Genomic DNA, 22,325 nt, shown 5'->3' with positions numbered 1-22,325 from the left:
GGAATAGCTATGCTGAAGTCTTTATTTATACGTAACTTTGTTCTGATAGACAGCTTGGACATTAAGTTTGATAAAGGTTTTTCTGTGATAACCGGCGAGACGGGTGCAGGAAAGTCTATTATATTGGGGGCCCTATCCCTGGTCTTGGGACAGCGTGCGGATGGAAAGAGCATTAAGAACGGTTCTGAAAAGTGTGTGATAGAAGCAGTCTTTGATGTCTCCCGATATAAATTGGAAGAATTTTTTCTTACGAATGACTTGGAGTATGATGCGGAGATTTGCATTCTTCGCCGGGAATTGTTTGCATCAGGTAAATCCCGTGCTTTCGTAAACGATTCGCCTGTCCCGCTTTCTGTAGTGAAGGAACTGGGAAGCCGGCTGATCGATATCCATTCGCAGCACCAGAATCTTTTGTTGGGAGATAACCGGTTTCAGCTGAAAGTAATCGATGTAATGGCCGAAAACGATATCCTGCTGATTCTTTACCGAAAGGAATACAGCCGATACCTGTCTCTGAAAAAGGAACTGAAAGAGTTGACCGAAAAGGCTCTCCAGACCAAGCAGGAGGAAGACTATGTACGTTTTCAGTTGGAGCAGTTGGCCGATGCCGGTTTGGTTGCCGGTGAACAGGAAGAACTGGAACAGGAGCTGGAAACCCTTTCCCATGCCGAAGAGATAAAAGGTTCTCTTTATAAGATAACCCGATTGCTGGACGGGGAGGAACAAGGAGCTGTCCAACTGATAAAAGAGGCCCTTTCCACCGCAGACAGTCTGGAACGTTATTATCCGAAAGCGAAAGAAATAGCCGAGCGTCTGCGTTCTGCCTATATCGATATGAACGACCTGGCTTCCGAAACGGAAGTCCTGAAGGAGGACATAGAATTTAATCCTGAGCGCTTGGATTGGGTGAACGAACGTCTTAATACGTTATACACCTTGGAACAGAAACACCGGGTTTCCAAAGTCGAAGAGCTGATGGAGTTGCTGGATAAATATAATAAGCAGCTGAAGGAGATCGATTCTTTTGATGAACAGATCGAATCGTTGAAAAAGCAGTTGGAAGTCTCTCACCAGGAACTGCTTCAACAGGCAGCCGTATTGAGCGAGCAGCGTAAGATCGCCTCGAAAGCCATCGCTTCCCAATTGGTAGAAATGGTTGTCCCGTTAGGCATGCCGAATATGCGATTTGCGATCGATTTCGTACCTAAACAGGAACCGGAAAGCGATGGAATGGATGAAATCCGGTTTATGTTTTCCGCCAATAAGAGTGCGGAACTGCAACCGGTGGCCCAGACGGCATCCGGAGGCGAAATCTCCCGCCTGATGTTATGTATCAAGGCGATGATTGCCGGATTTACGGCGTTGCCTGCCATTATCTTTGATGAAGTGGATACGGGGGTTTCCGGGGATATAGCCGATAAAATGGGGGATATCATGCAGGAACTAGGTACGAAGATGCAGGTTTTTGCCATTACCCATCTCCCCCAGATCGCAGCAAAAGGGAAAGACCATTATTTTGTTTATAAGGAGGATACGGATGAAAGGACCGTAACCCGTATCAGGAAAATGAATAAAGAAGAGCGTGTAAAAGAGATTGCGCGTATGCTGAGCGGTGCTTCGTTGACCAGTGCTTCTATTGCAAATGCGAAAGAGCTGTTGAAATCAAAGATTTAAACCTTTTCATCGCGATCCGGTCATAATAGCAACAGAATGTAAGTGCTAATTTAAAATTGAGAGACATGAAGAAATTGAGTATTCTATTAATAGCGATCCTTTTTTGCAGCTTGCAGGGACATGCACAATTTTGGATCAGTTTCGGATGGAATGAACCCCATTGCCAGAACTGCCTCTGGATGGAACAGGCAATCCGCATGACGAACCGTCAAGCTGCCGAGTATCATAAGATCATTCATCGGTACGGAGAGAAGATCGAGCGTGAAGCACGCAAGCATTATCGCTATTGGGATCAGTCTGCCCGGAAGATATATAAGTTGCGTATGGAACGGGACCGGAAATTACAGCGTATCCTTTCGCCTTCGCAGTTTCGTTTGTATGTGCGTTTCGTCCGTGAGGCACCGACACGCATTCATGACTGGAGAGGTTGGTACAATAATCCGCATTATCCGCACTACCGTCCGTCCAATGCGTGCTATCGTTATGAAGATCATTATTGGCATTGCCAATGGGAATATACGAACAATAGATGGTTTGACCGTTTCGACGACGGCAAATGGTATCCCGGTAAATATGATCGTCCTCAACCACATCATAACAATGGCCGTCCACATCATGACAATGGGCAGTGGAAGCCCGGCAAATACGATCGTCCGAGCCATCAGGGAGGCCGTCCCGGTTCCGATCATCACAAGAATAAGCACGATAAGGACAAATTTGACAAGAAACGTCCGGATCGGGATAAAGACAGGCATTACGATAGGGACAAACGGTCTGACAAGGATCGCACGAATAGCCGCCAACGTACGAGTGACAGGCGGAGCATAGAGAAAAGTATCTGATAATGGAATTTAGAGTAAACCGGCGCACCCTGCTTTTAATAGCCGGATGCGTTTGGATCATAGCTGGCATCAATATCTTAAGGATCGGCATCATCACGTGGTTGAACGATGCCCATTACTGGCTGTTTAAAGTTGGAGAGGCAATTGTTGTTTTCCTGCTTTTCTTCCAGTTTGTCTTTCGCCGTTTGTTTGTTAAACATTCCGAGCGGATTTCCCAGAAAGGGGAAAAGAACTGTCCTTTTTCATTTTTTGATGTGAAAGGCTGGATCGTGATGATCTTTATGATTACTTTCGGTGTTACGATCCGTCATTTCCAATTGCTTCCCAACTCCTTTATTTCGGTATTTTATACCGGACTTTCATCTGCTTTGATTATTACTGGTATTTTATTCTTGATCCGGGCTTATTCATCGTCACGGCATAAGCTGAAAAGCAATAGCTAATATATACGAGAGTATATAATAAAAGCGTAAATCTTTTGTATCTTTGTCCGCATAAAGCCGGGAAAAATCGAAATAGTCCGGTGATGAAAACGGAAAAGATATAGAATAATGAAAGAAAACGAAATGGTGTTCGGCATCCGTGCCGTGATCGAGGCAATCCAGGCCGATAAGGAGATTGATAAAATATTGGTGAAACGTGAACTGCAGGGAGACTTGTCTCGTGAATTGTTTGAAGTTCTGAAAGGACGTGATATACCTGTACAGCGTGTGCCTGCCGAACGTCTCGACCGTTTGACACGTAAGAATCATCAGGGAGTAATCGCTTTTATCCCGGCTATCACATACGAACGGCTGGAGAATATTATTCCGTTTGTGTATGAGCAGGGAAAGAATCCGTTTATCGTGTTGTTGGATGGGGTTACGGATGTCCGTAACTTCGGTGCGATTGCCCGTACCTGCGAATGTGCGGGTGTGGATGCGATCGTGATTCCTTCAAGGGGAAGCGTAACGGTGAATGCCGATGCGATTAAGACCTCGGCCGGTGCGCTCCATGTATTGCCTGTTTGCAAGGAAAAAAGTATTACGGAGGCCATCCGTTTCTTACAGGCGTCCGGAGTAAAAGTCTATGCTGCCAGTGAAAAAGCTTTTGAGAATTATACGGCTATTAAATATGACGGACCTGTGGCTATCGTAATGGGAGCCGAAGATACGGGAGTTTCGATGGATAATCTTCGTATCTGCGACAGCATGGTGAAGATTCCGCAGTTCGGTACGATCGGTTCGCTGAACGTATCGGTCGCCTCTTCCATCCTGATCTATGAAGTGGTTCGCCAGCGGATGAATGAACAAGGCACAATAACGTTATTAAAATAAAGAAACAATGAAGAAAGTTATCGCAACAAAAAACGCACCTGCCGCTATCGGTCCGTACAGTCAGGCTGTGCAAGTAGGAAATATGCTGTTTGCTTCCGGCCAGTTGGGGCTTGACCCCGCAACAGGCAATTTCGCAGAAGGAGGAGTGAAAGAACAGACCGTACAGGCATTCAAGAATGTACATGCAATTCTGGAAGAAGCCGGCCTTAGCATCAACGATGTCGTAAAGACAACCGTATTCCTGGCCGATATGAGTGATTTCGCTGCTATGAACGAAGTATATGCTTCTCAGTTCGAAGGTACTTTCCCGGCCCGTTCTGCTGTCGCAGTCAAGACATTGCCGAAGAATGGCCTGGTGGAAATCGAAGTGATTGCCGTAAAGGAATAAAACAATTGTCTTTGATTACGAATATAACTGCTTTTGATTTCAAAGACAGTTATATTCGTAATCAAAGACAACTTTTGTTAAATGTATTTCGTGAACTTGTATCGGTCACGCAATTTTTTTGTTCCTCTTCGCTCAAAGAAGTGAAATTACTTTCCGAATAGCTTTCCGATCAAGTCTTTCTTTCCTATCTTCTGCAATGCTTGTGTGATTTGGCGGCGGAACTCCGGTTTATACCAGAAAAAGAACTGACGTTGTGCCAGTTTTTGTTCTTTCGTATGCGCCGTATATACCTTTTCCAATGTATAGGGATGATACCCTGTGTAGTACATCTCCGTTGCCAGTGTCATGGGGGTAGGTGTAAAATCCTGTACCTGTTCGAGTTGAAAATGCAGCTTCTTAGTCTGGATAGCCAAGTTTGCCATATCCGCCTCGGTACAACCGGGATGGCTGGATATGAAATAAGGGATTAATTGCTGGTTCAATCCGTGTTGTTTGTTTACACGGTCGAATATCTTTTTGAATTGCCCGAAAAGCTCGAATGAAGGTTTGCGCATCATCTTCAGGACATTGTCTTCCGTATGTTCGGGTGCGACTTTGAGGCGGCCGGAGACATGGTGAGCTATCAGTTCCTCCATATAGGTATGGGCTGCCTTGTTCAGATTGTCATCCGCATACCGGTGCAAGAGCAGGTCATAGCGAATGCCGCTACCGATAAACGAACGTTTGATTTCCGGTATGCTGTCCACTTCTTTGTATATATCTAACAACGGCGTATGATCTGCATTCAGGTTTTTGCAGATGACAGGGGAGATGCAAGAAGGTTTCTTGCACTGGGCGCAGATATCCGGATTCTTCCCTTTCATCCGGTACATATTGGCCGAAGGGCCGCCCAGGTCGCTCAGATATCCTTTGAAGTCCGGCATTTGGGTGATCTCCTTAACTTCTTTCAATATGGACTCTTTACTTCGTGAGGCGATAAACTTTCCCTGATGCGCCGAGATCGTACAGAAAGCACAGCCCCCAAAACATCCCCGGTGGATGTTTACCGAGAACTTGATCATCTCGAAAGCCGGTATCGTCTTCCCTTTGTATTTAGGATGGGGCAGGCGGGTGTAGGGCAGGTCGAATGACGCATCTATCTCTTCTTCCGTCATAGGCGGGAAAGGAGGATTGACGACTATCGTCTGTTTGCCTACCTTTTGCAGGATGCGGGAAGCCTGCTGCTTGTTGGATTCTTCCTCTATATGTTTGAAGTTCTTGGCCTGTTTCAGCTTGTCGCGCAGGCATTCTTCATGGGAAAAGAGATTGATATCTTCTGGTAGCGGTTCTACCGTATCCGCCAAATAAGCCGTTTGCCGTATATCTTTAATCTCATGGAAGGGAGTTCCGGCTTGTAACCGACTGACCAGTTCTTTCAGGGGAAGTTCTCCCATGCCGTATATCAGTAAATCCGCCGGGCTGTCTTTCAAGATTCCGGGGAGCAGCTTATCCTGCCAGTAATCGTAATGTGTGACTCGGCGCAGGGAAGCCTCTATACCTCCTAATACGACGGGAACATCCGGGTAGATTTCTTTCAGTATCTTCGTGTAAACGATGCTGGGATAATCCGGGCGCATGCCGGCACGACGGTCCGGAGTATAAGCGTCGTCACTGCGTAGGCGTTTGTTGGCCGTATAGTGATTGATCATCGAATCCATCGCTCCGGCAGAAACTCCGAAGAACAGGCGAGGGGCTCCTAACTTCTTGAAATCCCGGTAGTCTCCACGCCAGTCCGGTTGCGGAACGATTGCTACACGCAGTCCCATCGCTTCGAGTGTCCGCCCGATGACGGCGGCTCCGAATGAAGGATGGTCCACATATGCGTCACCGCTGAAAAGTATCACATCTATATAGTCCCATTCGCGGGCTTCAACTTCTTTCTTTGTTGTAGGCAGCCATGCCTCCGGTCTGAATGTTCTCATGACTGCAAAGATACAAATTATATTCTGTCTGTCATGACGGGCTCAAGTTATAACTTTTGCTTATGGGTGATAGGAATTAATGATGTACAAGGGGTATGGAAATCTTTTACCTTTGCAAATAAAAGGAAAAATAAAGTTTGCAAGCGAACTTTATAGTAGCCGGAAATGTTTTAATAGAAAACATATCATTAAAAAACAATACAATATGAAAACATTGACAGACGAAAAGCTCACGATCGTAGGGGCAGCAGGTATGATTGGTTCGAATATGGCTCAGACAGCCATCATGATGGGACTTACTTCTAATATTTGTTTGTATGACCCGTACGCTCCTGGTTTGGAAGGGGTGGCTGAAGAGTTGTTCCATTGCGGTTTCGAAGGTGTTAATATCACTTTTACTTCCGATATCAAAGAAGCGTTGACTGGTGCTAAATATATCGTAAACTCCGGTGGGGCTGCCCGTAAGGCAGGAATGACCCGTGAAGACTTGCTGAAAGGAAATGCCGCTATCGCCGAAGAATTCGGTAAGAACGTAAAGGCTTATTGTCCGGATGTCAAGCATATCGTAGTTATTTTCAATCCGGCCGATATCACCGGTTTGATCACACTGTTGTATTCAGGTTTGAAACCTTCGCAGGTGACGACTTTGGCTGCTTTGGACTCTACCCGCCTGCGTAGCGAACTGGCTAAACATTTCGGCGTATCTATGGATGTTGTAGAGAACTGCCGTACATACGGCGGCCATGGCGAACAAATGGCTGTTTACGCTTCTACTGCGAAAGTGGAAGGCAAATCGTTGGCTGGCATGATCGGCACGGATGCCTTGACTAAAGACCAGTGGGCTGAAATCCAGACGAAGGTGACAAAAGGTGGCGCCAATATCATTGCTTTGCGCGGCCGTTCTTCTTTCCAAAGCCCGTCTTATGTTTCCATCGAGATGATTGCTGCCGCTATGGGCGGTAAACCGTTCCGCTGGCCTGCCGGCGCTTATGTCTCCAATGGCAAGTTCGACCATATCATGATGGCGTGGGAAACTTCCATTACAAAAGACGGCGTAGCATTGAAAGAAGTAAAAGGAACTCCGGAAGAAGAAGCTGCTTTGGAAAAGAGCTACGAACATCTTTGCGCATTGCGCGACGAAGTGATCGCAATGGGTGTTTTGCCTCCGATCTCCGAGTGGTACGCATTGAATCCGAATATTAAATGAAGGGATAGGTAAAAAGATTTAGGTTATCAGGTTATAGATATTTATTAAAAGAGTATGCCGAAAGGATTTTCCATTCCTCCTTTGGCATACTCTTTTTTATTGATTACAGTGCAGTTTGATTATCCGATAATTTCCGGATAAGTTCAGCAACGTTTCGTCCGTCCATAAGTCCATGATGTGCACAGACCGAAATGGGCAACAAGTATTTGCTATTCTCCTGCATCAATTTCCCTGTAGAAATACGCGGAACGGAATCTCCGTTCTTAAAAGATGTGGCATGCTTCATTTCGGAAAAAGCGAACCAAGGTAATGCCGAATAGCGGATAACATCTTGTCTACTTGTATTTTTGGAAAAAGACAATCCTGTTCCGTTCTTAACCCTTTCTATTTCCTGTGTTGCTTTTTGGATAAACAGATCGATATCCGGATCGTATTCAAAAAAGCCGAAACCGAAAGTCCCGTCTTCACGCCCAATAGTCGGAGAGATATGGATCGTATCATAACGGACTACCGAGTCTTTTTCTATTCGTAATTTGAATGCATCGGTTTCGTTTACACACTTCAGTAAGAAATGAAGGGAATAAAGGAAAAAAGAAACATTCTGTTCTTTACTTTGTCTGTAGACATCAGTAAAATCCACAAGAGTTGTAACCCCGAAAAAAGGGTCGTCGAATGCAGAAAAGAAAGCGAAATGCTCTTTTCTGTTCCAATTGTCTAAATCGATAACTTGCTTCATCTCATTCTGTTTTATAAATGCCTTTCCGGATAAAGCGCATCCCACCATTGCGGTTCGTCTTTCAGGTATTTGGCGAACCAGGCAAAGATGGTGTTCTGCCATTCGAGACGTTTCTTATAATCCGCAACACCGTGATCCTCTCCGTCTACCTGTACGAACTCGACTGTTTTTCCAAGTAGTTTCAGAGCCAGGAACATCTGGATGCTTTCCCCGACGGGCACGTTCGTGTCTGCATTTCCGTGAAGCAAGAGGAGAGGTGTTTTTATCTTGTCGGCATTGAATAACGGACTATGTTTGGTATAGAACTCCGGATTATTCCACGGATAAGTGCCTGTATTGGCAACCGAGCAATATCCATATCCCCAGTAACCTTCACCCCAATAGCTACTCAAGGCACTGATGCCCGCATGACTGACAGCGGCTGCAAACAGGTCGGTCTTTGTTTGCAGGTATTGTGTCATGAAACCGCCATAGCTGGCACCGGCGCAACCGATTTTCTTAGGGTTGACGAACGAATGTTCTTTGCAGAACTGTTCTGTTCCCTGGATGATTTCATCGGCGGTCTTGTCTCCCCAGGCGTTTACGTGACGGGCGGCGAACTCTTGTCCGAAGCCGGTCGTGCCGCTTGGGTTCAGAGTGTAGACCACATAGCCGAGGGCTGCATACATGTGCATGGAGTAGCTGAATTCCAACGCACGGTTAGTGGGAGAGGTTCCGCCATAATAATAGACGATCATCGGATATTTCCGGGATGCGTCGAAGTTGGGCGGGAGATAATAGCGCCCTTGAATGATGGTCCCGTCGGTAGAGGTGAAATTCCAGTCGTGCACTTCTCCGAATTGGATGTCTTTCAGTTTGTCAGCCGACAAGTCGTAGATCAGTTGTGTCTTCTTACTCTTGGTGTTGTAGCTGTACAGGCGGTTGGCGTTGGATACGCTCTGTCCGTAGTAATACATGACCGGAGCGGCTTCGGCTAGCGAGTAGTTGTAAATGACGTCTTCCGGCAGGTCGAGGCGGCGGATTTTCCCGTTGGCCGGATTGCAGGTATAGACACGCTGGTAATCCTGGTCTTCCGTCAACATATAGATCTGTCCGTCGAATTTGTTCCATTGTGCACTTGTGACGTTCGGATTGAAGTCTTTGGTAAGCGCTTTCGCTTTCCGCGTTGCCGGATCGTACAGGAAAAGCTGTCCGTCGTAGGTGTTGGATATCTGCCCCTTTTTGATGTTCAGGCCGATATTGTCGAAGGCATTGCCGGAACCGAATACCATCAACCGCTTGCCGTCCGGTGAGAAGGTCGCCCCATTGATGTATTTGGCTCTTTCCCATAAGGTGTCGACCGCCATGCTCTGCAAATCCAACTTATACATGGAATTGCTGGAGTGGGGCAGTGAAGTGTAATCCTGCTCATTGGTACTGAACAGCAGGTAACGGCTGTCGGCACTGACATCATTGATAAAGGTATTGTTATGCCCGTATGTCAACTGCTCGTATAAACCGGTTTGAAGATCGTAGCGCCAGATCAAGTAACGGTTGCGGAACCCCGGCAGACGATCGTTCGGTTCCAGAATACGGAGCATATCCGGTCCGTCTTTAGGTCCCTCTTCCTGGATGGTATAGAGCAATGTCTTTTCATCCGGAGTAAAGCTGAAGCTGCCTTCCGGCAGATTTTCCGCCAAGATTTCCTCCTGCATGGTAGCCGGGTCAACGGTTACCAACTCTTTCCCGTTCATTCCGGTACGGGTGAAATACATCTTGCTGCTCGTCGGCATCCAGTCGGCAGTTAAGATAAACCCTTTGTCCTGCAATAAAATCCGTCCGGTCGCAGCATCCCGCAATTGGGCGTATTGTTCGCTTTTCCCACCTTCCATACGGGTGTAATATTTTACCAATACATATTTTCCATCAGGTGAAACGCTCGTTCCCCGGAATTGCGTTCCTTCCAGGATATCGCGTGGCGTGTACCGCTTTTCAGGATCGAGGGAGGCTATGACCTTTGCTTCCTCTTCGCTCTTAAATTTGGCTGTCAGCGTGGACGGACAGGTATCGGTGTCGGCTGTCAGATATTTGATTACCACTTCATAACGGTGCGGTTCCAAAGCCAACTCGGAAGTGGCGCCGACCGGTTTATTGTTGACGAACACTTCGAATGTACCCGCCCCGGAAACCTCCAGCGAACCTTTCGTGTAACGGTCGCTGTTTAGGTAGAACGAATAGAGATGCAAGGCATATCCTTTTTCGGGCGTCGGGACGGTAATCAGTCCGGCGGTATCCGCGTCGATAACGGCTGCATTGCCGAGGGCACGGCCGAACGGGATAGTCGACTTGACCAGGTTTTTCGCTTCGAAAGGTTTGCCATCGACGTTCAAGCTGTCTGTCAGGATCGGTTTGTTGACCGTAATCGGCCCGGCATGGAGGTACTGCATCACTTTAACGTCTTTTGCCGCTTGTGTGGCGAAAGCCGAAAAGAGGAGTAACGGGATAAGTTTAATCTTCTGATTCATGTATCATGTATATTTAGAATGTCTGTTTGCGGGTGGCGCTAATCATATAGAGTCGGTCACTGTCTTCCATCGTGTTGACAGTGAAGAAAGGGGATAACATGCGTGCCAATTCTTCCACGGGAGGCAATCCTTCCGAGAGTTTTCCGGCATGCTTGTCATGGTGTCCGTTGATCCTGTCGCGGCTTTCGCTGTGGCAGACCACCAGTTTGCCGCCAACCAGCAGTAGTCCGGCTAAATGGGAGATCAGTTTCTCTGGTTCCTGGAAATGGGGGAAAACACTGTAGGCGATGATATAGTCGAAAGATTCTCCCCGTATGTCCCGTACGTCCTGGCAACGGAAGTCGACGATAGGTGTCGCGTATTTGCTTCGTGCCTTTTCGATCATCCCCGGAGAGATATCCACTCCCACGATTTGTAAGGGGGAATAGGGCAGGAGATAACTTTCCAATACGCCTGTCCCGCATCCTATGTCCAATATACGGAGTCCTTTCCGCAGGCCGGTCCGTCGCAGGATGTCGTTCAGCTTTTCCGGATCATGGTAGCAAAGCTCGTCCCACCGGTCGGCAAGGGTGTCGGAGAAATCCGCTACCTTGTTCATGGCAGTTGTCCCTCCCAGACAAAACAATCGGCAAACAAGCCTTTGAGGTCTGTCGCCTCTTTGAACAGTCCGAACACGGAAGAGCCGGAGCCGGACATAGATGCATAGACGGCTCCCTTTTCATACAGCGTTTCTTTAATCCCTGCAATGACTGGATGTTTCGGGAATACGCTTTTTTCAAAATCGTTTACCATCAATTCTTTCCATTCTCCGACAGGTCTCCGGATGATTTCTTTCAAAGAGATAGCCGGAGCTGCGGGCGTCACCATCGAATAGGCTTCCGGTGTCGAGACGGCAACATCCGGCTTGACTAGACAGAGATGGTAGTCTGCCAGCGACAATTCCACCGTTTCGAAGATATTTCCCGTGCCGGATGCGAATACCGGCATATTGCGGATAAAGAACGGACAATCCGCTCCGATGGAGGAGGCAAGTTCTTCCAAGCTGTCTTCCAGGATATGAAGTCCGCAATAGTCGTTCAGCAACTTCAGCATAAAGGCAGCATCGGCCGAGCCTCCGCCAAGTCCGGCTCCGAAGGGAATAGCTTTCAGCAGATGGACTTCCAGTTCCGGGATTTCGTACTGTGACTTCAGCAGATTCAGTGCTTTGACAACCAAGTTTTTTTCTATTGGAGCATCTACCGGTATTCCCGTTTGTGTGAAAGAGAATGTATCGGCTCTGACTATTTCCAGCGCATCTTTCACCGGGATCGGATAGAAGATAGTTTCGATATTATGGTAGCCATCGGGACGTTTGCTAACAACATTCAGCCCCAGATTTATTTTGGCATTAGGAAAACTGATCATACGTTTCTTTTTTAATGATTGGCAAATGTAAGTATTAATACAAACTTTTCCATACAAATCAAGTGGTAACTGTGGCAAATTATGGTTGATAGAATGTGAATCTGACAAGTTTGCAGAAGAGAGGAATACTGACTTAGTTCGTTATGAACTACGGTCATACTGTTGGCAAAGATAGTAAATATCCTGTAATAGCTTATATATAGTTGTTATTTATCAGGGATTTTCTGTGTTTATTTTGCCTGTGGACGGATTAAATTATACTTAGAATCTCCGGTTTGGGTATAAACAAGGGTGACTAACCGCTGGTATTTTATCGTCTTTCCCTTTATTGTAGCCGATTTCAAGAGACATATCAGGCCTTGATTTTTAGTAATCGACTTAGTTCATAACGAACTAATTAAATTAAAATATCATGGTAAACGAACCTAAAAAGCGCAGTATCACAGGCAAATTGGTAGCTAACGTACTGACCGAACGTGAGGATGACTTCACATACAATGTAACCTATGTCGCAAACCGCTCTATCAAAGACCTTTGCCGGATAAGGGCAGCCAAAGGGAGCAAATACACTGCTGCCGAGTATGAGAGCATGTGCAACGATCTAGAAGAGACGGCGAAAGAAGAGATGTACTCTGGTTCTACCGTGGAATTAGGCTTTATGAACAACTCCCTCGGAGTCGACGGGCCGTTTATCGGGCCGGGAGCCACTTTTGATCCTGCAAAGGAGGAAAATCTACCCACAATCACTGCCGTTACAGATGTCGTGACCGCAAAGGTCAACTCGCAACTCACCCCGTTAGTAAAACCGTCCTTAAAGAGGTACGCCGTAATCGCTTCCCTTATAAACTGAGGGTAGGTGAGGATGAAGAAAGGCCGGGCGAACTCTGATGTTCCCCTTTTTATACGATGGCCGTAATAAAACAAGTATAAACTACATAATAATTATAGCATATGAAAAATAGGTACTTAAAGAGTTTGACAGCGCGTGTGACGATATTGATGCTGTCTTTTTTATGTCTGGCAGGAAGCCAGGGAGCTGGGGCACAAATCCCGATGGAGAGAAGGAACAGCTCTTCAACCAGTGTTGTGTCGTCACAAAAGCCGGTAATGCCCCGTATGACTAAAAGCGGAGGTAATGCTGTTTCGGTAAATGGTACGGAATACGATACTTGGGCTAATGCTGTTGCGGCGATCAATTCAAATGCGACAGAGACTTCGTTCGATATCGTATTGTTGAATCATGTAATGGATGCAAAGATAATGCCATCTAAAGCGTGTACGATTAGTGGGAGTACGTCTTTGATCAATTTCGCCTACATTAATGAAGATAGCTATCTTACGAGATTGCAAATGTTGGCTCCATTGACGTTTAAGAACATTACGCTTCAGGTATGGCAGATAGCTGCGAACGGGCATGCGTTAACGTTTGACGAAGGAGTTACTGTTGTGAGTAAATATACTTCTGGAGGAAATGATATTGCCGGTATTCGGAATATCTGGGGAGGAACAGATTCATCGAGTGATGTGGCAAGTTCCGACATTACGATCAAAAGTGGCCAGTTCGGCTGGATATGTGGCGGTAGCGGTTCTACCGGAGCAGTCATTGGAACTGCTAAAATAACAATGAGTGGCGGAACGGTTAACGGATCTATTTTCGGAGGGGGGTATGAAGGTGCATGTGGCAATACGGAAGTCGTTATGTCGGGAGGTACTACCTGCTGGATTTATGGAGGGGGTGAAAAAGGGAATGTGACCGGCATTTCCAAACTGACTATTTCCAACACGGCTGCCATTACTGAAAATATATTTGGAGGTAGTGATTCCGGTACTTGTGGAAATACGGAAGTAAATGTTTCCGGTGGAACTTTTGCGTATGGCATATATGGAGGTTGTTTTACTGGGCAGGTAACAGGACTTTCTAAAGTGATCGTGACCGGAGGCAATTTTTCCGGTACGATTTACGGAGGGGGATTTGGGAAAAAATGTGGGCAAGGCGATAGCAGGGATGCGAATCTCGGCAAAGTCGGAAAAACGGAAGTACATGTGTCTGGGTTGACGAATGGAGAAGTTTCGGTTTTTGGAGGAGGTTTGTATGCGGATGTGACAGGGAATACCCAAGTTACGATAAATACAGGAAAATACAATCATATATATGGTAGCGGGTATGTGGAAAGCCCTTATAATCCAGCCCATATCGGAGGTGATGTGACTGTCACGTTCAATGATGGAGAAACACAGATCTTAGGAGCGATAAATGATCAAATTGCAGGTGCTTTGGATGGCGTTGTTGCAGGAAGTATGAATATCGTCATAAAAGGAGGTACGGTCACGGCTGGCCTTCAGTCTGGGAACAGAGCTTCTGTTTCAGAGAATGTCTACGAAAGCTGTACGTTGACGTTTGATGGAGTAGGGAATGAAAGCACTCCATATGTAACTCCTATGATTGAGGGTTTTACAGATATCGTCCTCAATAATTCGGTTGTCAACTTTAAAGAACCTCAGGCCATAGAGAACGGAATGTTCCTTTTGCATGGTTTTAGTCTTGATCCCGCACATCCGGTAAACATAAGCGGGAATGGCAAATTGGTCGGGACCGGAATCCTGCTTCACAAAATCAGGGAGGATTTCTCGGTTAACACACCGTTGGTAATTGCAAGCAATCTTCCCAAAACCACTACATTCGCCAAATATGTAAAGATGGAAGCTGGCAGTGTCATTACTGCCCCTGTCTACAAAGCCGGAAAAACCTATCGTCTGAAAAAGGATGGCGAAACCCTTTATACGGTAAACATCACGGAACCGGACCGGAAACTCGGAACTTTGTCTGTCGTATGGGATAAGTTTAAAGAGCAAGATGTCAAGCTGGAAGATGGCGACCAGGCTCCGGAGAATACCCAGTTGACCGTTACTGTCGCTTCCGCAGATGCGGGTATTACTGCCATTCTCAAAAATAACGGTCAAACGATAACGAGCGGTGAAAAACTGACCTTGTCCGCTGATGCTGATATAACGGTGGAAACAGAAGTCCAACCGTTGGATTTGTCCCAGCGGAGCAATGATGTCACGATCTCGAAGGATGGTGATGATTGGAAATATACGGAAGCCGCCATTACAAAAACCGCTACGGCAGCAACCTCTTTCAACGGTACAATCAAGAACACCCTTGCCGATGGTAAACGCATGTTGATCGATAACACCGCACAGGGTGTTTTGATCTTCGAGAGCGCAAAGATCAACTCGACATCGACCGCAGCTCCGGCTCTGACAATCGAGAACGGAGCGAACGTCTCTTTTAGCGGCAACTTGGAAGTAAAGACAGGAAATGCCGACCAATACGCTATCCGGAACGACGGAATCCTGACCATTACAGGTGCATCGACAACGATCACATCGACCAATACGAATGGAAGTAGCGATAAAGGGATTCAAGTCGGCAATGGTGCGGTCATTGTGTCCGAGACAAACACTACTCTTACCACTTCCGGCCTGAGTAATGAAGGGACTGTTGTCGTGAAAGAGGGTGCGGAAGCCAAAACCGATGGAGGACAGGATTTACAAAAGACCTACCTGGTTACGGTCGTCGATCCGGGCAACGGCCATACCTTTACGGTAAAAGCCGGAGATATCGAAGTCAAGTCTAACGACAAAGTTGCCGATAAGACGGTATTGGCAGTCCAGGCAATCCCGGCAAATGGCTATCGGTTGGAAACAATCACTGCCATTCCCAAAGATGGGCTGACTGTGGCATTGGCAAACAACGGAACCTATGTGATGCCTGAAAATGAAGTGACCTTCAAGGCTACCTTTAAAAGTACGTATGTTCCGCCTGCCCCGACTTACTATACCGTTACCCTCCCCGAAGTGGAAGGTGTCACCACCAATCCGAAAGCCGGTACACGGACCGTCGAGGAAGGCTATTCGTTCAGCTTTGCCCTGACGATTCATGAAGGTTACGAAAGTTCACAGCCAGTAGTAAAAGCCAACGGCATAGTTGTGGAACCTCGTGAAAGCGATGGCAAATACATCATCCGGAATATAGAGGAAGATACGGAAATAACGATCGAAGGCATCATAAAAGACGATCCGACGGGCAATGCAACGATTGAAGGAGAGACAAAGGTTCAAGCTATCGGTTCTACCCTGCATATCTATCTCCCGAAAGCGGAAACCATCAGCGTCTATACGCTTTCCGGACTTCTGTACGAGCAACAGGATGTATCCGCAGGAAGTACGCAGATACATTTGAGTAAAGGTATGTATCTTGTGAAGATCGGAGAGGGTACGTATAAAATCGTAATCCGGTAATAAAAAAGGAAGGTGTTCCAAAACACCTTCCTCATAATCTTTTAGATAAGGATTTATCCTTATCTCTGCCCTTCGCCAATCATTTCTTCAGCCAACACTTTGTCTGCATCTTTCTGAATGTTAGGGAGTTCGAGTCCGTATCCTTTGATACGGTCTTCACGTTTCAGCAACAGGGAGATTACGAGTGCCAGGACTCCGAAACCAGTGAAGATCAACATCGGGATCGTATAGTCGTAGGTCGGTTTACCGTTGATCTCTCCGGAAATACAATATTGATCCAAAACGATACCGATTATATACGGAACTCCCATCAATCCCCAGTTCTGTACCCAGAATATCAGCGCATAGGCTGTTCCCAATTTGTTTTCCGGGATGATCTTTGGAACGGAAGGCCACATGGCGGAAGGAACCAGCGAAAATGCGATGCCCAACAGCAGGATCAGTATCAGAGCGACCAGCCAGTTGTCCAGCATCGGAATGGAGAATGTGAAGTGGATAAATATCAGCATAATGGAACCGATAATCATGATAGTGGCTCCTTTTCCCTTACGGTCGTACAAGTTTCCGAAGAACGGAGTTAAGAGAATATTGCCGAATGGCAGCAAAGCCGGAATGACACCGGACCATTCGGGATCGATACCGAATTTGTTAATCATCAGGTTCGGGGCATATTTCAAGAAGGGGAAGACGGCTGAATAGAACAGTACGCAAAGGAGTGCCATATACCAGAAGCCTTTTAATGTAATAATATCCAAGATATCACCGAAACGGAACGGCTCTTCTGCTTCTTCTTCTCCGGTAGCACCGGCTGCATCTTCTGCATCACGTTTCTTGTCCATAACTACGAATACGATGAAGGATAACAGGCCGATACAAAGCAGAATCAAGCCGATGAAGATCGGCATGCTGATGGAATTGCCGAATGCGCGGCTCAACAAAGGCGTAACACCAATAGCTAACCCTGTACCGATACGGGCACAAGCCATTTCCAGCCCCATTGCCAGGGCCATTTCCTTGCCTTTGAACCATTTTACAATGATCTTGGAAACGGTGATACCGGCGATCTCAACGCCTACGCCGAACAAAGCATATCCTAATGACGCAATTACCAATGGATATCCATACTCCGAACCGAAAACGGTAACGGTTGCACCGTCAAAGTTGTGTGATATACCGAACCATTTGATGAAAACGCCGATAAGCATGATGCTGGTCGCCATCAAACCAGTGAAGCGTACGCCCATCTTGTCCAGGATCATACCTCCGAAGATCAGCATCAGGAAAAATACATTGAACCAACCGTAAGCACTGGTGAATTTACCGTATTCATTGGCTGTCCATCCCAGTCCGCCGCCTTCGACGGGGGTTTGTAGTAAGTCCTGTAGCGGAGCCATCATGTCCGTGATGAAGTATCCGCAGAGCATTGTGAATGCGACGAGCGCCAGTACGGACCATCTTGCCGTCTTCGATTCGCTCAGTTTTCTCTGAATTTGTTCTGTCATGATATTTGTTTTTGAATTATGTTATTTGTCTCTTTTCAAGAACAAGGGTAGGGCGTCCGCCACGACGAAAGTGCTTCCGCCAATAAAGATGATGTCGTCTTGTCCGGCTCGCGCCAATGCTTTTTCCACGGCTTCCTGCACGGAATCGCAGATTGTGCCCGATAAACCGTGGAAGATTGCTTTTGTTGCAAAATCTTCCGCAGGCATTGCCCGTTGCACGGATGCTTGCGTGAAGAAGTAAAAGGCTTTTTCCGGCATCAGGTCCAACACGCCGTCGATATCTTTGTCGTTGACCATGCCGACGATCATAAAGAGGTGCTTATGCCGCTTCAGTTCTTCTTCCAGTTGGATGTTCAGATATTGCCATCCTCCGACGTTGTGCCCAGTGTCGCATACGACTTTCGGATTCTCCTGCAAAACCTGCCAACGCCCCATCAGCCCTGTCAATTCGACCACATGTTCGAAACCTTCCCGTACTGCTTCGGTCGGAATGTTTACACCTATTGTATTCAGCAAATTAATGGCCCCCAATACGGTTGTGGCATTCCTGAACTGCACGACGCCACCCAGTTCACCGAATAGCTGTCCGTATTCCGCAGAATCCAGATACCATTCGCCTGTATCCATCAGATATGACTCTTTCAGCAGCCCTTCGTCCTGAGCGAAATAAACCAATGTGCCGGCTTTGACTGCTGCGTCTGCAAAAACTTGTGCCACACTGTGCCGGTCTATTTCTCCGACCAACGCCGGGACATCCTTTTTGATGATTCCGGCTTTCTCAAAGGCAATCTTTTCGACCGTATCTCCTAAGAACTGGGTATGATCCAGGCTGATGTTCGTAATGATACTTAGGATGGGAGTGATGATATTGGTACTGTCCAGACGGCCGCCCATGCCTACTTCGATTACGGCATAATCCACCTTCTCGGCACGGAAATAGTCGAATGCCATGCTGGAAGTCAGTTCGAAGAAGGAAGGATCGAGAGTCTCAAAGAAAGAACGATGGCGTTCTACGAAGTCGATGACATATTCTTCCGGTATCTTTTGTCCGTTTACCCGTATCCGTTCGCGGAAGTCGACCAGGTGCGGAGAGGTGTAAAGCCCGACCTTATATCCCGATTGGCGCAGGATCGCGGCCAAGAGATGGCTGACGGAGCCTTTCCCGTTCGTACCGGCTACGTGTATTGTTTTGTATGCTTTATGCGGATTGCCTAAGTGATCGTCCAGTGCAATGCTGGTTCCTAATCCGGGTTTGTAGGCTGAAGGTCCGGCATTCTGAAAAACGGGAATACTGGTATATAGATAGTGTAGCGTCTCTTCGTATGTCATGCTGTTGTTATTTATTTTCGCAAAGTTAGGTACAAATCTTTTAGGAAAAAAGGAATTACTTAAAATGATAGATGGAATAAACAAGAAAAGGATATCCGGTTCCGGGTATCCTTTTTGATTTAACTTTTATAATTCTGTGAATTTAATTTCTTGGAAGTGCTTCTTTTACAACCATCTGACGGCCTTCGTAAGTGGCTCCGTTCAAATCTCTGATTGCGTTTTGTGCTTCGGAATCTTCCGGCATTTCGACAAATGCAAAACCTTTAGACCTTCTTGTATCGCGATCGATGATAAGTTTTACAGAATCAACTGTTCCAAACTCTTCCATTACATCTCTTAAATCCGATTCCCTAACGTTATAGCTAAGGTTACCAATATACATGTTCATAAATATAAAAATAAAAAAATTAATAATTCAATAATCGAATGTAAGGAAGTTATTTATCAGAGATGAAAATGCTCAATATGTAATTGAGAAGATACATGTGAAAAATCAAATCGATATAATCTCTCATTGTTTGTTGATACAAAGGAAAGCATTCTTTTCGGATAATGCACTATGCTTCCCGATATATATTGAATAATTTATTTCTTTTGTGAAATTAGGTCAATACTTAAGGATTGGTAGTTGTCTTAAATTTCACTATCTTTGTGCCCCGTTACATGAATTATAATGGAAGTAGAAAAGGATGAATAGACAACGTGTTACTTATACTCCGACTGGTGGGGTATGTTCTAAAATGATGATTGTCGACTCGGAGGACAACGTGATTAAAAATGTACAGATCATTGGTGGTTGCCAAGGAAATACACAAGGTTTGTCCAGACTGCTGGTCGGAATGGAAATCGGCGAGGCTATCCGGCGTCTGGAAGGCATTGATTGCCGCGAGCGTGGAACGTCATGCCCGGACCAGTTGGCACAGGCATTGAAGCAGATCAGTCGATGATCAGCTTATAACCGATCCCGCGTACGTTCAGTATTTTGATTGATTCGTCTTTTGACAGTTTATGTCTTAACTTAGTAATGAATACGTGCAGGCTGCGGGCATTGAAGAACGAATCGTCTCCCCAAAGTTCCAACAGGACGTCTTTCATGGGCAGCACATGGTCTTTGTTTTCACATAGGCGTTTCAGTATTTCGGATTCGCGGTTGCTCAGCAATTGCTTTTCTCCGCAGTACTGGAGCGTTTGTGTGATGGAATCGAATGTATATTGTCCGAGCGTGAAGTTGCTGCTTTCTTCCTTACGGACACTTATTTTATTCAATAATGCCTTGATACGGATAATAAGTTCCGCCATGCCGAACGGTTTTTTCAGGTAATCGTTACCCCCTAGTTCGAAACCTTCGACCACGTCGTTGGCTGCGGAACGGGCGGAAAGAAAAAGAACCGGTATCTGTCGATCCGTTTTCCGGATGTGCCGGACCATCGTGAAGCCGTCGATTTTCGGCATCATGATGTCTGTGACGATGATGTCCGGCTTTGCTTCTCTATATCGTGACAATCCTTCTTCTCCGTTTGCGGCGAGAATCACTTCAAATTCTTCACCGTCCAAAGTGTCTTTTATAATCATGGCGAGTGTCGGCTCGTCTTCTACCAATAATACTCTGATCTTATCCATTGTCGTTAATTTTTAAAATGAAGGGTGAATGTGGAACCTTTCCCCAGCTGGCTTTTAACCGTTACGCTCCCGTTGTGTTTAGACATCATGTCGCTGACGTAGTACAAACCTAGACCGAAGCCTTTCACGTCATGCAGGTTGCCGCTGGGCACGCGGTAGAACTTATCGAACACCCTCTTTTGGTTAGCTTCGCTAATACCGATCCCTTCGTCTGTGACCGAGAGAGTCATTTCCTGGGACGATACTGTTCCTTTGAGGATAATGCGGCAGGTCTTTTCTCCGGAATACTTGATTGCATTCCCGATCAGGTTGCTGAGCATGTTATACAGATGGGTACGGTCGGCCGTTACGGTCATATGCTCCGGTACTTCTGTCGTGATGTCGATCGGTTTATCTGTTTTTAGCTTGAACTGTTCTATAAGCGGAGTCAGTAGCTCTGCAACCTGTATCGTTTCGAGATGAAGGCGGAAAGTACTTCTGTTCTCAACGGAAAGAGTGAGGATTTGTTCGACCAAACCGGATAGATGATTCAATTGCTCCCGCACGATATCCAGATATTTCTTTTGCTTCTCGTTTGTCGTACTGCTGTAGTTCAGCAATACATCATTGGCGGCATAGGCAATGGAGATCGGGGTTTTCAGCTCATGCGTCATATTATTGGTGAAATCCGTTTTAAGTTCTTCCACCGTCTTTAGTCTCAGTATTGTGTAGAGCAAATAAACGAAAGCGACCAGGATAACCATAAAAAGCAGGAAAGATGAAATCAATATACCTGCCATCTGCCGGAATACAACCCGGTCAGGAGATTGGAGTTCCAATTCGTAATAATATTCCGGTTCGATCACATGTGTGAAGTGGACAGCGTCTTTCCAGGATTCCCCTTTTTCGGAAGCATCCGTATAGGCATATAATACGGAGTCTTTCGCTTCTTTCCGGATTACCTGCAGGCGGTACGGGACGGTGATGCCCTGTTTCTTTAATCCGTTCTTTAATAGTGTATTGAATTGTGCGTAATTGACGGGAAGTAACGTGTCTATCTTTTGATGCATGAGCATCTGCACGTTCCTTTCCAGTGTACCGATAATCTGCAAATATTCATTTAGAGTTTGGGCAGCTTCTATATATTGGATTGTCGAATTCGGCGATGATATCGGCATATTATCTGTTGAAAGGGAATCTTTCCTCTTTTCCCATGCCGTGTCTTGGCTAAAGCTGAATTGAGGATTTATCTGGCTGTGAAAATTGTTATTGCTTAGAGAGTCCAGGCGCAGGAACAGTTCCATATAGTCGGCCATCCGCATGGCTTCCTCTATATTATCCCACGTGCTTTTCTTACTAGACACATATAAACCTTTCAGCCAGTATCCTTGTGAAATCAAGAGTCCGGCAAGCGAAAGGCAAATAAGCACAGCTATTATCTTAAATCGGAGGCGCGTTTTCATATCCTTTTATATTTACAACAAAAGTATATGTTCCGATTCAATTTATTGCGAATCCGGTAAGACTAAATAACACTTAGAGCCTGTTTAAATTTCTC

The 22,325-nt window shown here is 46.1% G+C and carries 19 protein-coding genes; 9 read left to right on the top strand and 10 right to left on the bottom strand.

The genetic code is table 11. From position 1 onward, the window contains the following. Positions 1–9 precede the first annotated feature (9 nt). The 5 genes from recN (at position 10) to KTG12_RS08725 (ending at position 4,220) form a co-directional block, all read left to right on the top strand. Positions 10–1,674, top strand: a complete 1,665-nt coding sequence (recN, locus tag KTG12_RS08745) for a DNA repair protein RecN (RefSeq protein ID WP_005638106.1) — start codon at positions 10–12, stop codon at positions 1,672–1,674. A 65-nt stretch (positions 1,675–1,739) separates the two neighbouring features. Next, positions 1,740–2,516 (top strand): hypothetical protein, encoded by a 777-nt coding sequence (locus tag KTG12_RS08740; RefSeq protein ID WP_022322678.1) that lies wholly within the window; start codon positions 1,740–1,742, stop codon positions 2,514–2,516. A gap of 2 nt (positions 2,517–2,518) precedes the next feature. After that, entirely contained in the window at positions 2,519–2,959 is a 441-nt protein-coding gene (locus tag KTG12_RS08735; protein WP_005638103.1) for a hypothetical protein, read from the top strand. A 108-nt stretch (positions 2,960–3,067) separates the two neighbouring features. Further along, complete coding sequence (rlmB, locus tag KTG12_RS08730) at positions 3,068–3,832, top strand: 23S rRNA (guanosine(2251)-2'-O)-methyltransferase RlmB (RefSeq protein WP_122342870.1); 765 nt, start codon at positions 3,068–3,070, stop codon at positions 3,830–3,832. A gap of 7 nt (positions 3,833–3,839) precedes the next feature. Next, a complete protein-coding gene (locus KTG12_RS08725; RefSeq protein WP_005638101.1) occupies positions 3,840–4,220 on the top strand; it encodes a RidA family protein in 381 nt (126 codons plus the stop codon). A gap of 146 nt (positions 4,221–4,366) precedes the next feature. Here the strand turns inward: KTG12_RS08725 and KTG12_RS08720 are convergent, their stop codons facing one another. Beyond that, positions 4,367–6,181: a YgiQ family radical SAM protein gene (locus tag KTG12_RS08720; protein WP_138272505.1), complete on the bottom strand. Its 1,815-nt coding sequence runs from the start codon at positions 6,179–6,181 to the stop codon at positions 4,367–4,369. 205 nt (positions 6,182–6,386) lie between these two features. On the opposite strand from KTG12_RS08720, the gene KTG12_RS08715 reads away from it, so the two are divergent. Next, the gene (locus KTG12_RS08715; RefSeq protein WP_138272506.1) at positions 6,387–7,388 is read left to right on the top strand and encodes a malate dehydrogenase; all 1,002 of its coding nucleotides are present in this window, start codon (positions 6,387–6,389) and stop codon (positions 7,386–7,388) included. Positions 7,389–7,491: 103 nt separating this feature from the next. On the opposite strand, the gene KTG12_RS08710 is transcribed toward KTG12_RS08715, so the two are convergent. From KTG12_RS08710 to ispE, 4 genes are read right to left on the bottom strand one after another with little or no spacing between them, the layout of a single operon-like run. Further along, positions 7,492–8,124, bottom strand: a complete 633-nt coding sequence (locus KTG12_RS08710) for a chloramphenicol acetyltransferase (RefSeq protein WP_022322683.1) — start codon at positions 8,122–8,124, stop codon at positions 7,492–7,494. An 11-nt stretch (positions 8,125–8,135) separates the two neighbouring features. Then, on the bottom strand, positions 8,136–10,628 hold the full coding sequence (locus tag KTG12_RS08705; protein ID WP_138272507.1) for a prolyl oligopeptidase family serine peptidase: 2,493 nt from the start codon (positions 10,626–10,628) through the stop codon (positions 8,136–8,138). A gap of 13 nt (positions 10,629–10,641) precedes the next feature. Beyond that, positions 10,642–11,226 carry a bifunctional 2-polyprenyl-6-hydroxyphenol methylase/3-demethylubiquinol 3-O-methyltransferase UbiG gene (locus KTG12_RS08700; RefSeq protein WP_138272508.1) on the bottom strand — a complete coding sequence of 195 codons (585 nt, stop codon included), beginning with the start codon at positions 11,224–11,226 and terminating at the stop codon, positions 10,642–10,644. Continuing rightward, entirely contained in the window at positions 11,223–12,032 is an 810-nt protein-coding gene (gene ispE, locus KTG12_RS08695; protein WP_138272509.1) for a 4-(cytidine 5'-diphospho)-2-C-methyl-D-erythritol kinase, read from the bottom strand. Before ispE ends, KTG12_RS08700 begins: the two co-directional genes overlap by 4 nt. Positions 12,033–12,444: 412 nt before the next feature. Here ispE and KTG12_RS08690 point away from each other — a divergent pair, with 412 nt between their 5' ends. Together KTG12_RS08690 and KTG12_RS08685 are read left to right on the top strand one after the other, a co-directional pair. After that, positions 12,445–12,882, top strand: a complete 438-nt coding sequence (locus KTG12_RS08690) for a DNA-binding domain-containing protein (protein ID WP_022322688.1) — start codon at positions 12,445–12,447, stop codon at positions 12,880–12,882. A 101-nt stretch (positions 12,883–12,983) separates the two neighbouring features. Next, positions 12,984–16,337: a T9SS type A sorting domain-containing protein gene (locus KTG12_RS08685; RefSeq protein WP_155143721.1), complete on the top strand. Its 3,354-nt coding sequence runs from the start codon at positions 12,984–12,986 to the stop codon at positions 16,335–16,337. 59 nt (positions 16,338–16,396) lie between these two features. Here KTG12_RS08685 and KTG12_RS08680 read toward each other — a convergent pair whose 3' ends face one another. From KTG12_RS08680 to KTG12_RS08670, 3 genes are all read right to left on the bottom strand, one after another. After that, on the bottom strand, positions 16,397–17,839 hold the full coding sequence (locus KTG12_RS08680) for an MFS transporter (protein ID WP_005643009.1): 1,443 nt from the start codon (positions 17,837–17,839) through the stop codon (positions 16,397–16,399). A 21-nt stretch (positions 17,840–17,860) separates the two neighbouring features. Continuing rightward, positions 17,861–19,168 carry a folylpolyglutamate synthase/dihydrofolate synthase family protein gene (locus KTG12_RS08675; protein ID WP_122115743.1) on the bottom strand — a complete coding sequence of 436 codons (1,308 nt, stop codon included), beginning with the start codon at positions 19,166–19,168 and terminating at the stop codon, positions 17,861–17,863. 142 nt (positions 19,169–19,310) lie between these two features. After that, entirely contained in the window at positions 19,311–19,556 is a 246-nt protein-coding gene (locus KTG12_RS08670) for an RNA-binding protein (protein ID WP_005638083.1), read from the bottom strand. 301 nt (positions 19,557–19,857) lie between these two features. On the opposite strand from KTG12_RS08670, the gene KTG12_RS08665 reads away from it, so the two are divergent. Continuing rightward, a complete protein-coding gene (locus KTG12_RS08665) occupies positions 19,858–20,115 on the top strand; it encodes a TIGR03905 family TSCPD domain-containing protein (protein ID WP_005648949.1) in 258 nt (85 codons plus the stop codon). On the opposite strand, the gene KTG12_RS08660 is transcribed toward KTG12_RS08665, so the two are convergent. Together KTG12_RS08660 and KTG12_RS08655 are read right to left on the bottom strand one after the other, a co-directional pair. After that, entirely contained in the window at positions 20,105–20,788 is a 684-nt protein-coding gene (locus tag KTG12_RS08660) for a response regulator transcription factor (protein ID WP_005638078.1), read from the bottom strand. The genes KTG12_RS08665 and KTG12_RS08660 overlap by 11 nt on opposite strands. Before the next feature lie 5 nt (positions 20,789–20,793). After that, on the bottom strand, positions 20,794–22,230 hold the full coding sequence (locus KTG12_RS08655) for a sensor histidine kinase KdpD (RefSeq protein ID WP_005638076.1): 1,437 nt from the start codon (positions 22,228–22,230) through the stop codon (positions 20,794–20,796). Positions 22,231–22,325: the final 95 nt, after the last annotated feature.

The sequence above is a fragment of the Parabacteroides sp. MSK.9.14 genome, assembly GCF_019041495.1.
GTDB lineage: Bacteria > Bacteroidota > Bacteroidia > Bacteroidales > Tannerellaceae > Parabacteroides > Parabacteroides merdae.
The sequence above is the reverse complement of the archived record's forward strand: the minus strand, read 5'-3'. Positions and strand labels throughout refer to the sequence as shown.

Coding starts and splice junctions, on each gene's coding strand:
- recN (WP_005638106.1), top strand. CDS start 10: ATGCTGAAGTCTTTATTTATACGTAACTTTGTTCTGATAGACAGCTTG.
- KTG12_RS08740 (WP_022322678.1), top strand. CDS start 1,740: ATGAAGAAATTGAGTATTCTATTAATAGCGATCCTTTTTTGCAGCTTG.
- KTG12_RS08735 (WP_005638103.1), top strand. CDS start 2,519: ATGGAATTTAGAGTAAACCGGCGCACCCTGCTTTTAATAGCCGGATGC.
- rlmB (WP_122342870.1), top strand. CDS start 3,068: ATGAAAGAAAACGAAATGGTGTTCGGCATCCGTGCCGTGATCGAGGCA.
- KTG12_RS08725 (WP_005638101.1), top strand. CDS start 3,840: ATGAAGAAAGTTATCGCAACAAAAAACGCACCTGCCGCTATCGGTCCG.
- KTG12_RS08720 (WP_138272505.1), bottom strand. CDS start 6,181: ATGAGAACATTCAGACCGGAGGCATGGCTGCCTACAACAAAGAAAGAA.
- KTG12_RS08715 (WP_138272506.1), top strand. CDS start 6,387: ATGAAAACATTGACAGACGAAAAGCTCACGATCGTAGGGGCAGCAGGT.
- KTG12_RS08710 (WP_022322683.1), bottom strand. CDS start 8,124: ATGAAGCAAGTTATCGATTTAGACAATTGGAACAGAAAAGAGCATTTC.
- KTG12_RS08705 (WP_138272507.1), bottom strand. CDS start 10,628: ATGAATCAGAAGATTAAACTTATCCCGTTACTCCTCTTTTCGGCTTTC.
- KTG12_RS08700 (WP_138272508.1), bottom strand. CDS start 11,226: ATGAACAAGGTAGCGGATTTCTCCGACACCCTTGCCGACCGGTGGGAC.
- ispE (WP_138272509.1), bottom strand. CDS start 12,032: ATGATCAGTTTTCCTAATGCCAAAATAAATCTGGGGCTGAATGTTGTT.
- KTG12_RS08690 (WP_022322688.1), top strand. CDS start 12,445: ATGGTAAACGAACCTAAAAAGCGCAGTATCACAGGCAAATTGGTAGCT.
- KTG12_RS08685 (WP_155143721.1), top strand. CDS start 12,984: ATGAAAAATAGGTACTTAAAGAGTTTGACAGCGCGTGTGACGATATTG.
- KTG12_RS08680 (WP_005643009.1), bottom strand. CDS start 17,839: ATGACAGAACAAATTCAGAGAAAACTGAGCGAATCGAAGACGGCAAGA.
- KTG12_RS08675 (WP_122115743.1), bottom strand. CDS start 19,168: ATGACATACGAAGAGACGCTACACTATCTATATACCAGTATTCCCGTT.
- KTG12_RS08670 (WP_005638083.1), bottom strand. CDS start 19,556: ATGAACATGTATATTGGTAACCTTAGCTATAACGTTAGGGAATCGGAT.
- KTG12_RS08665 (WP_005648949.1), top strand. CDS start 19,858: ATGAATAGACAACGTGTTACTTATACTCCGACTGGTGGGGTATGTTCT.
- KTG12_RS08660 (WP_005638078.1), bottom strand. CDS start 20,788: ATGGATAAGATCAGAGTATTATTGGTAGAAGACGAGCCGACACTCGCC.
- KTG12_RS08655 (WP_005638076.1), bottom strand. CDS start 22,230: ATGAAAACGCGCCTCCGATTTAAGATAATAGCTGTGCTTATTTGCCTT.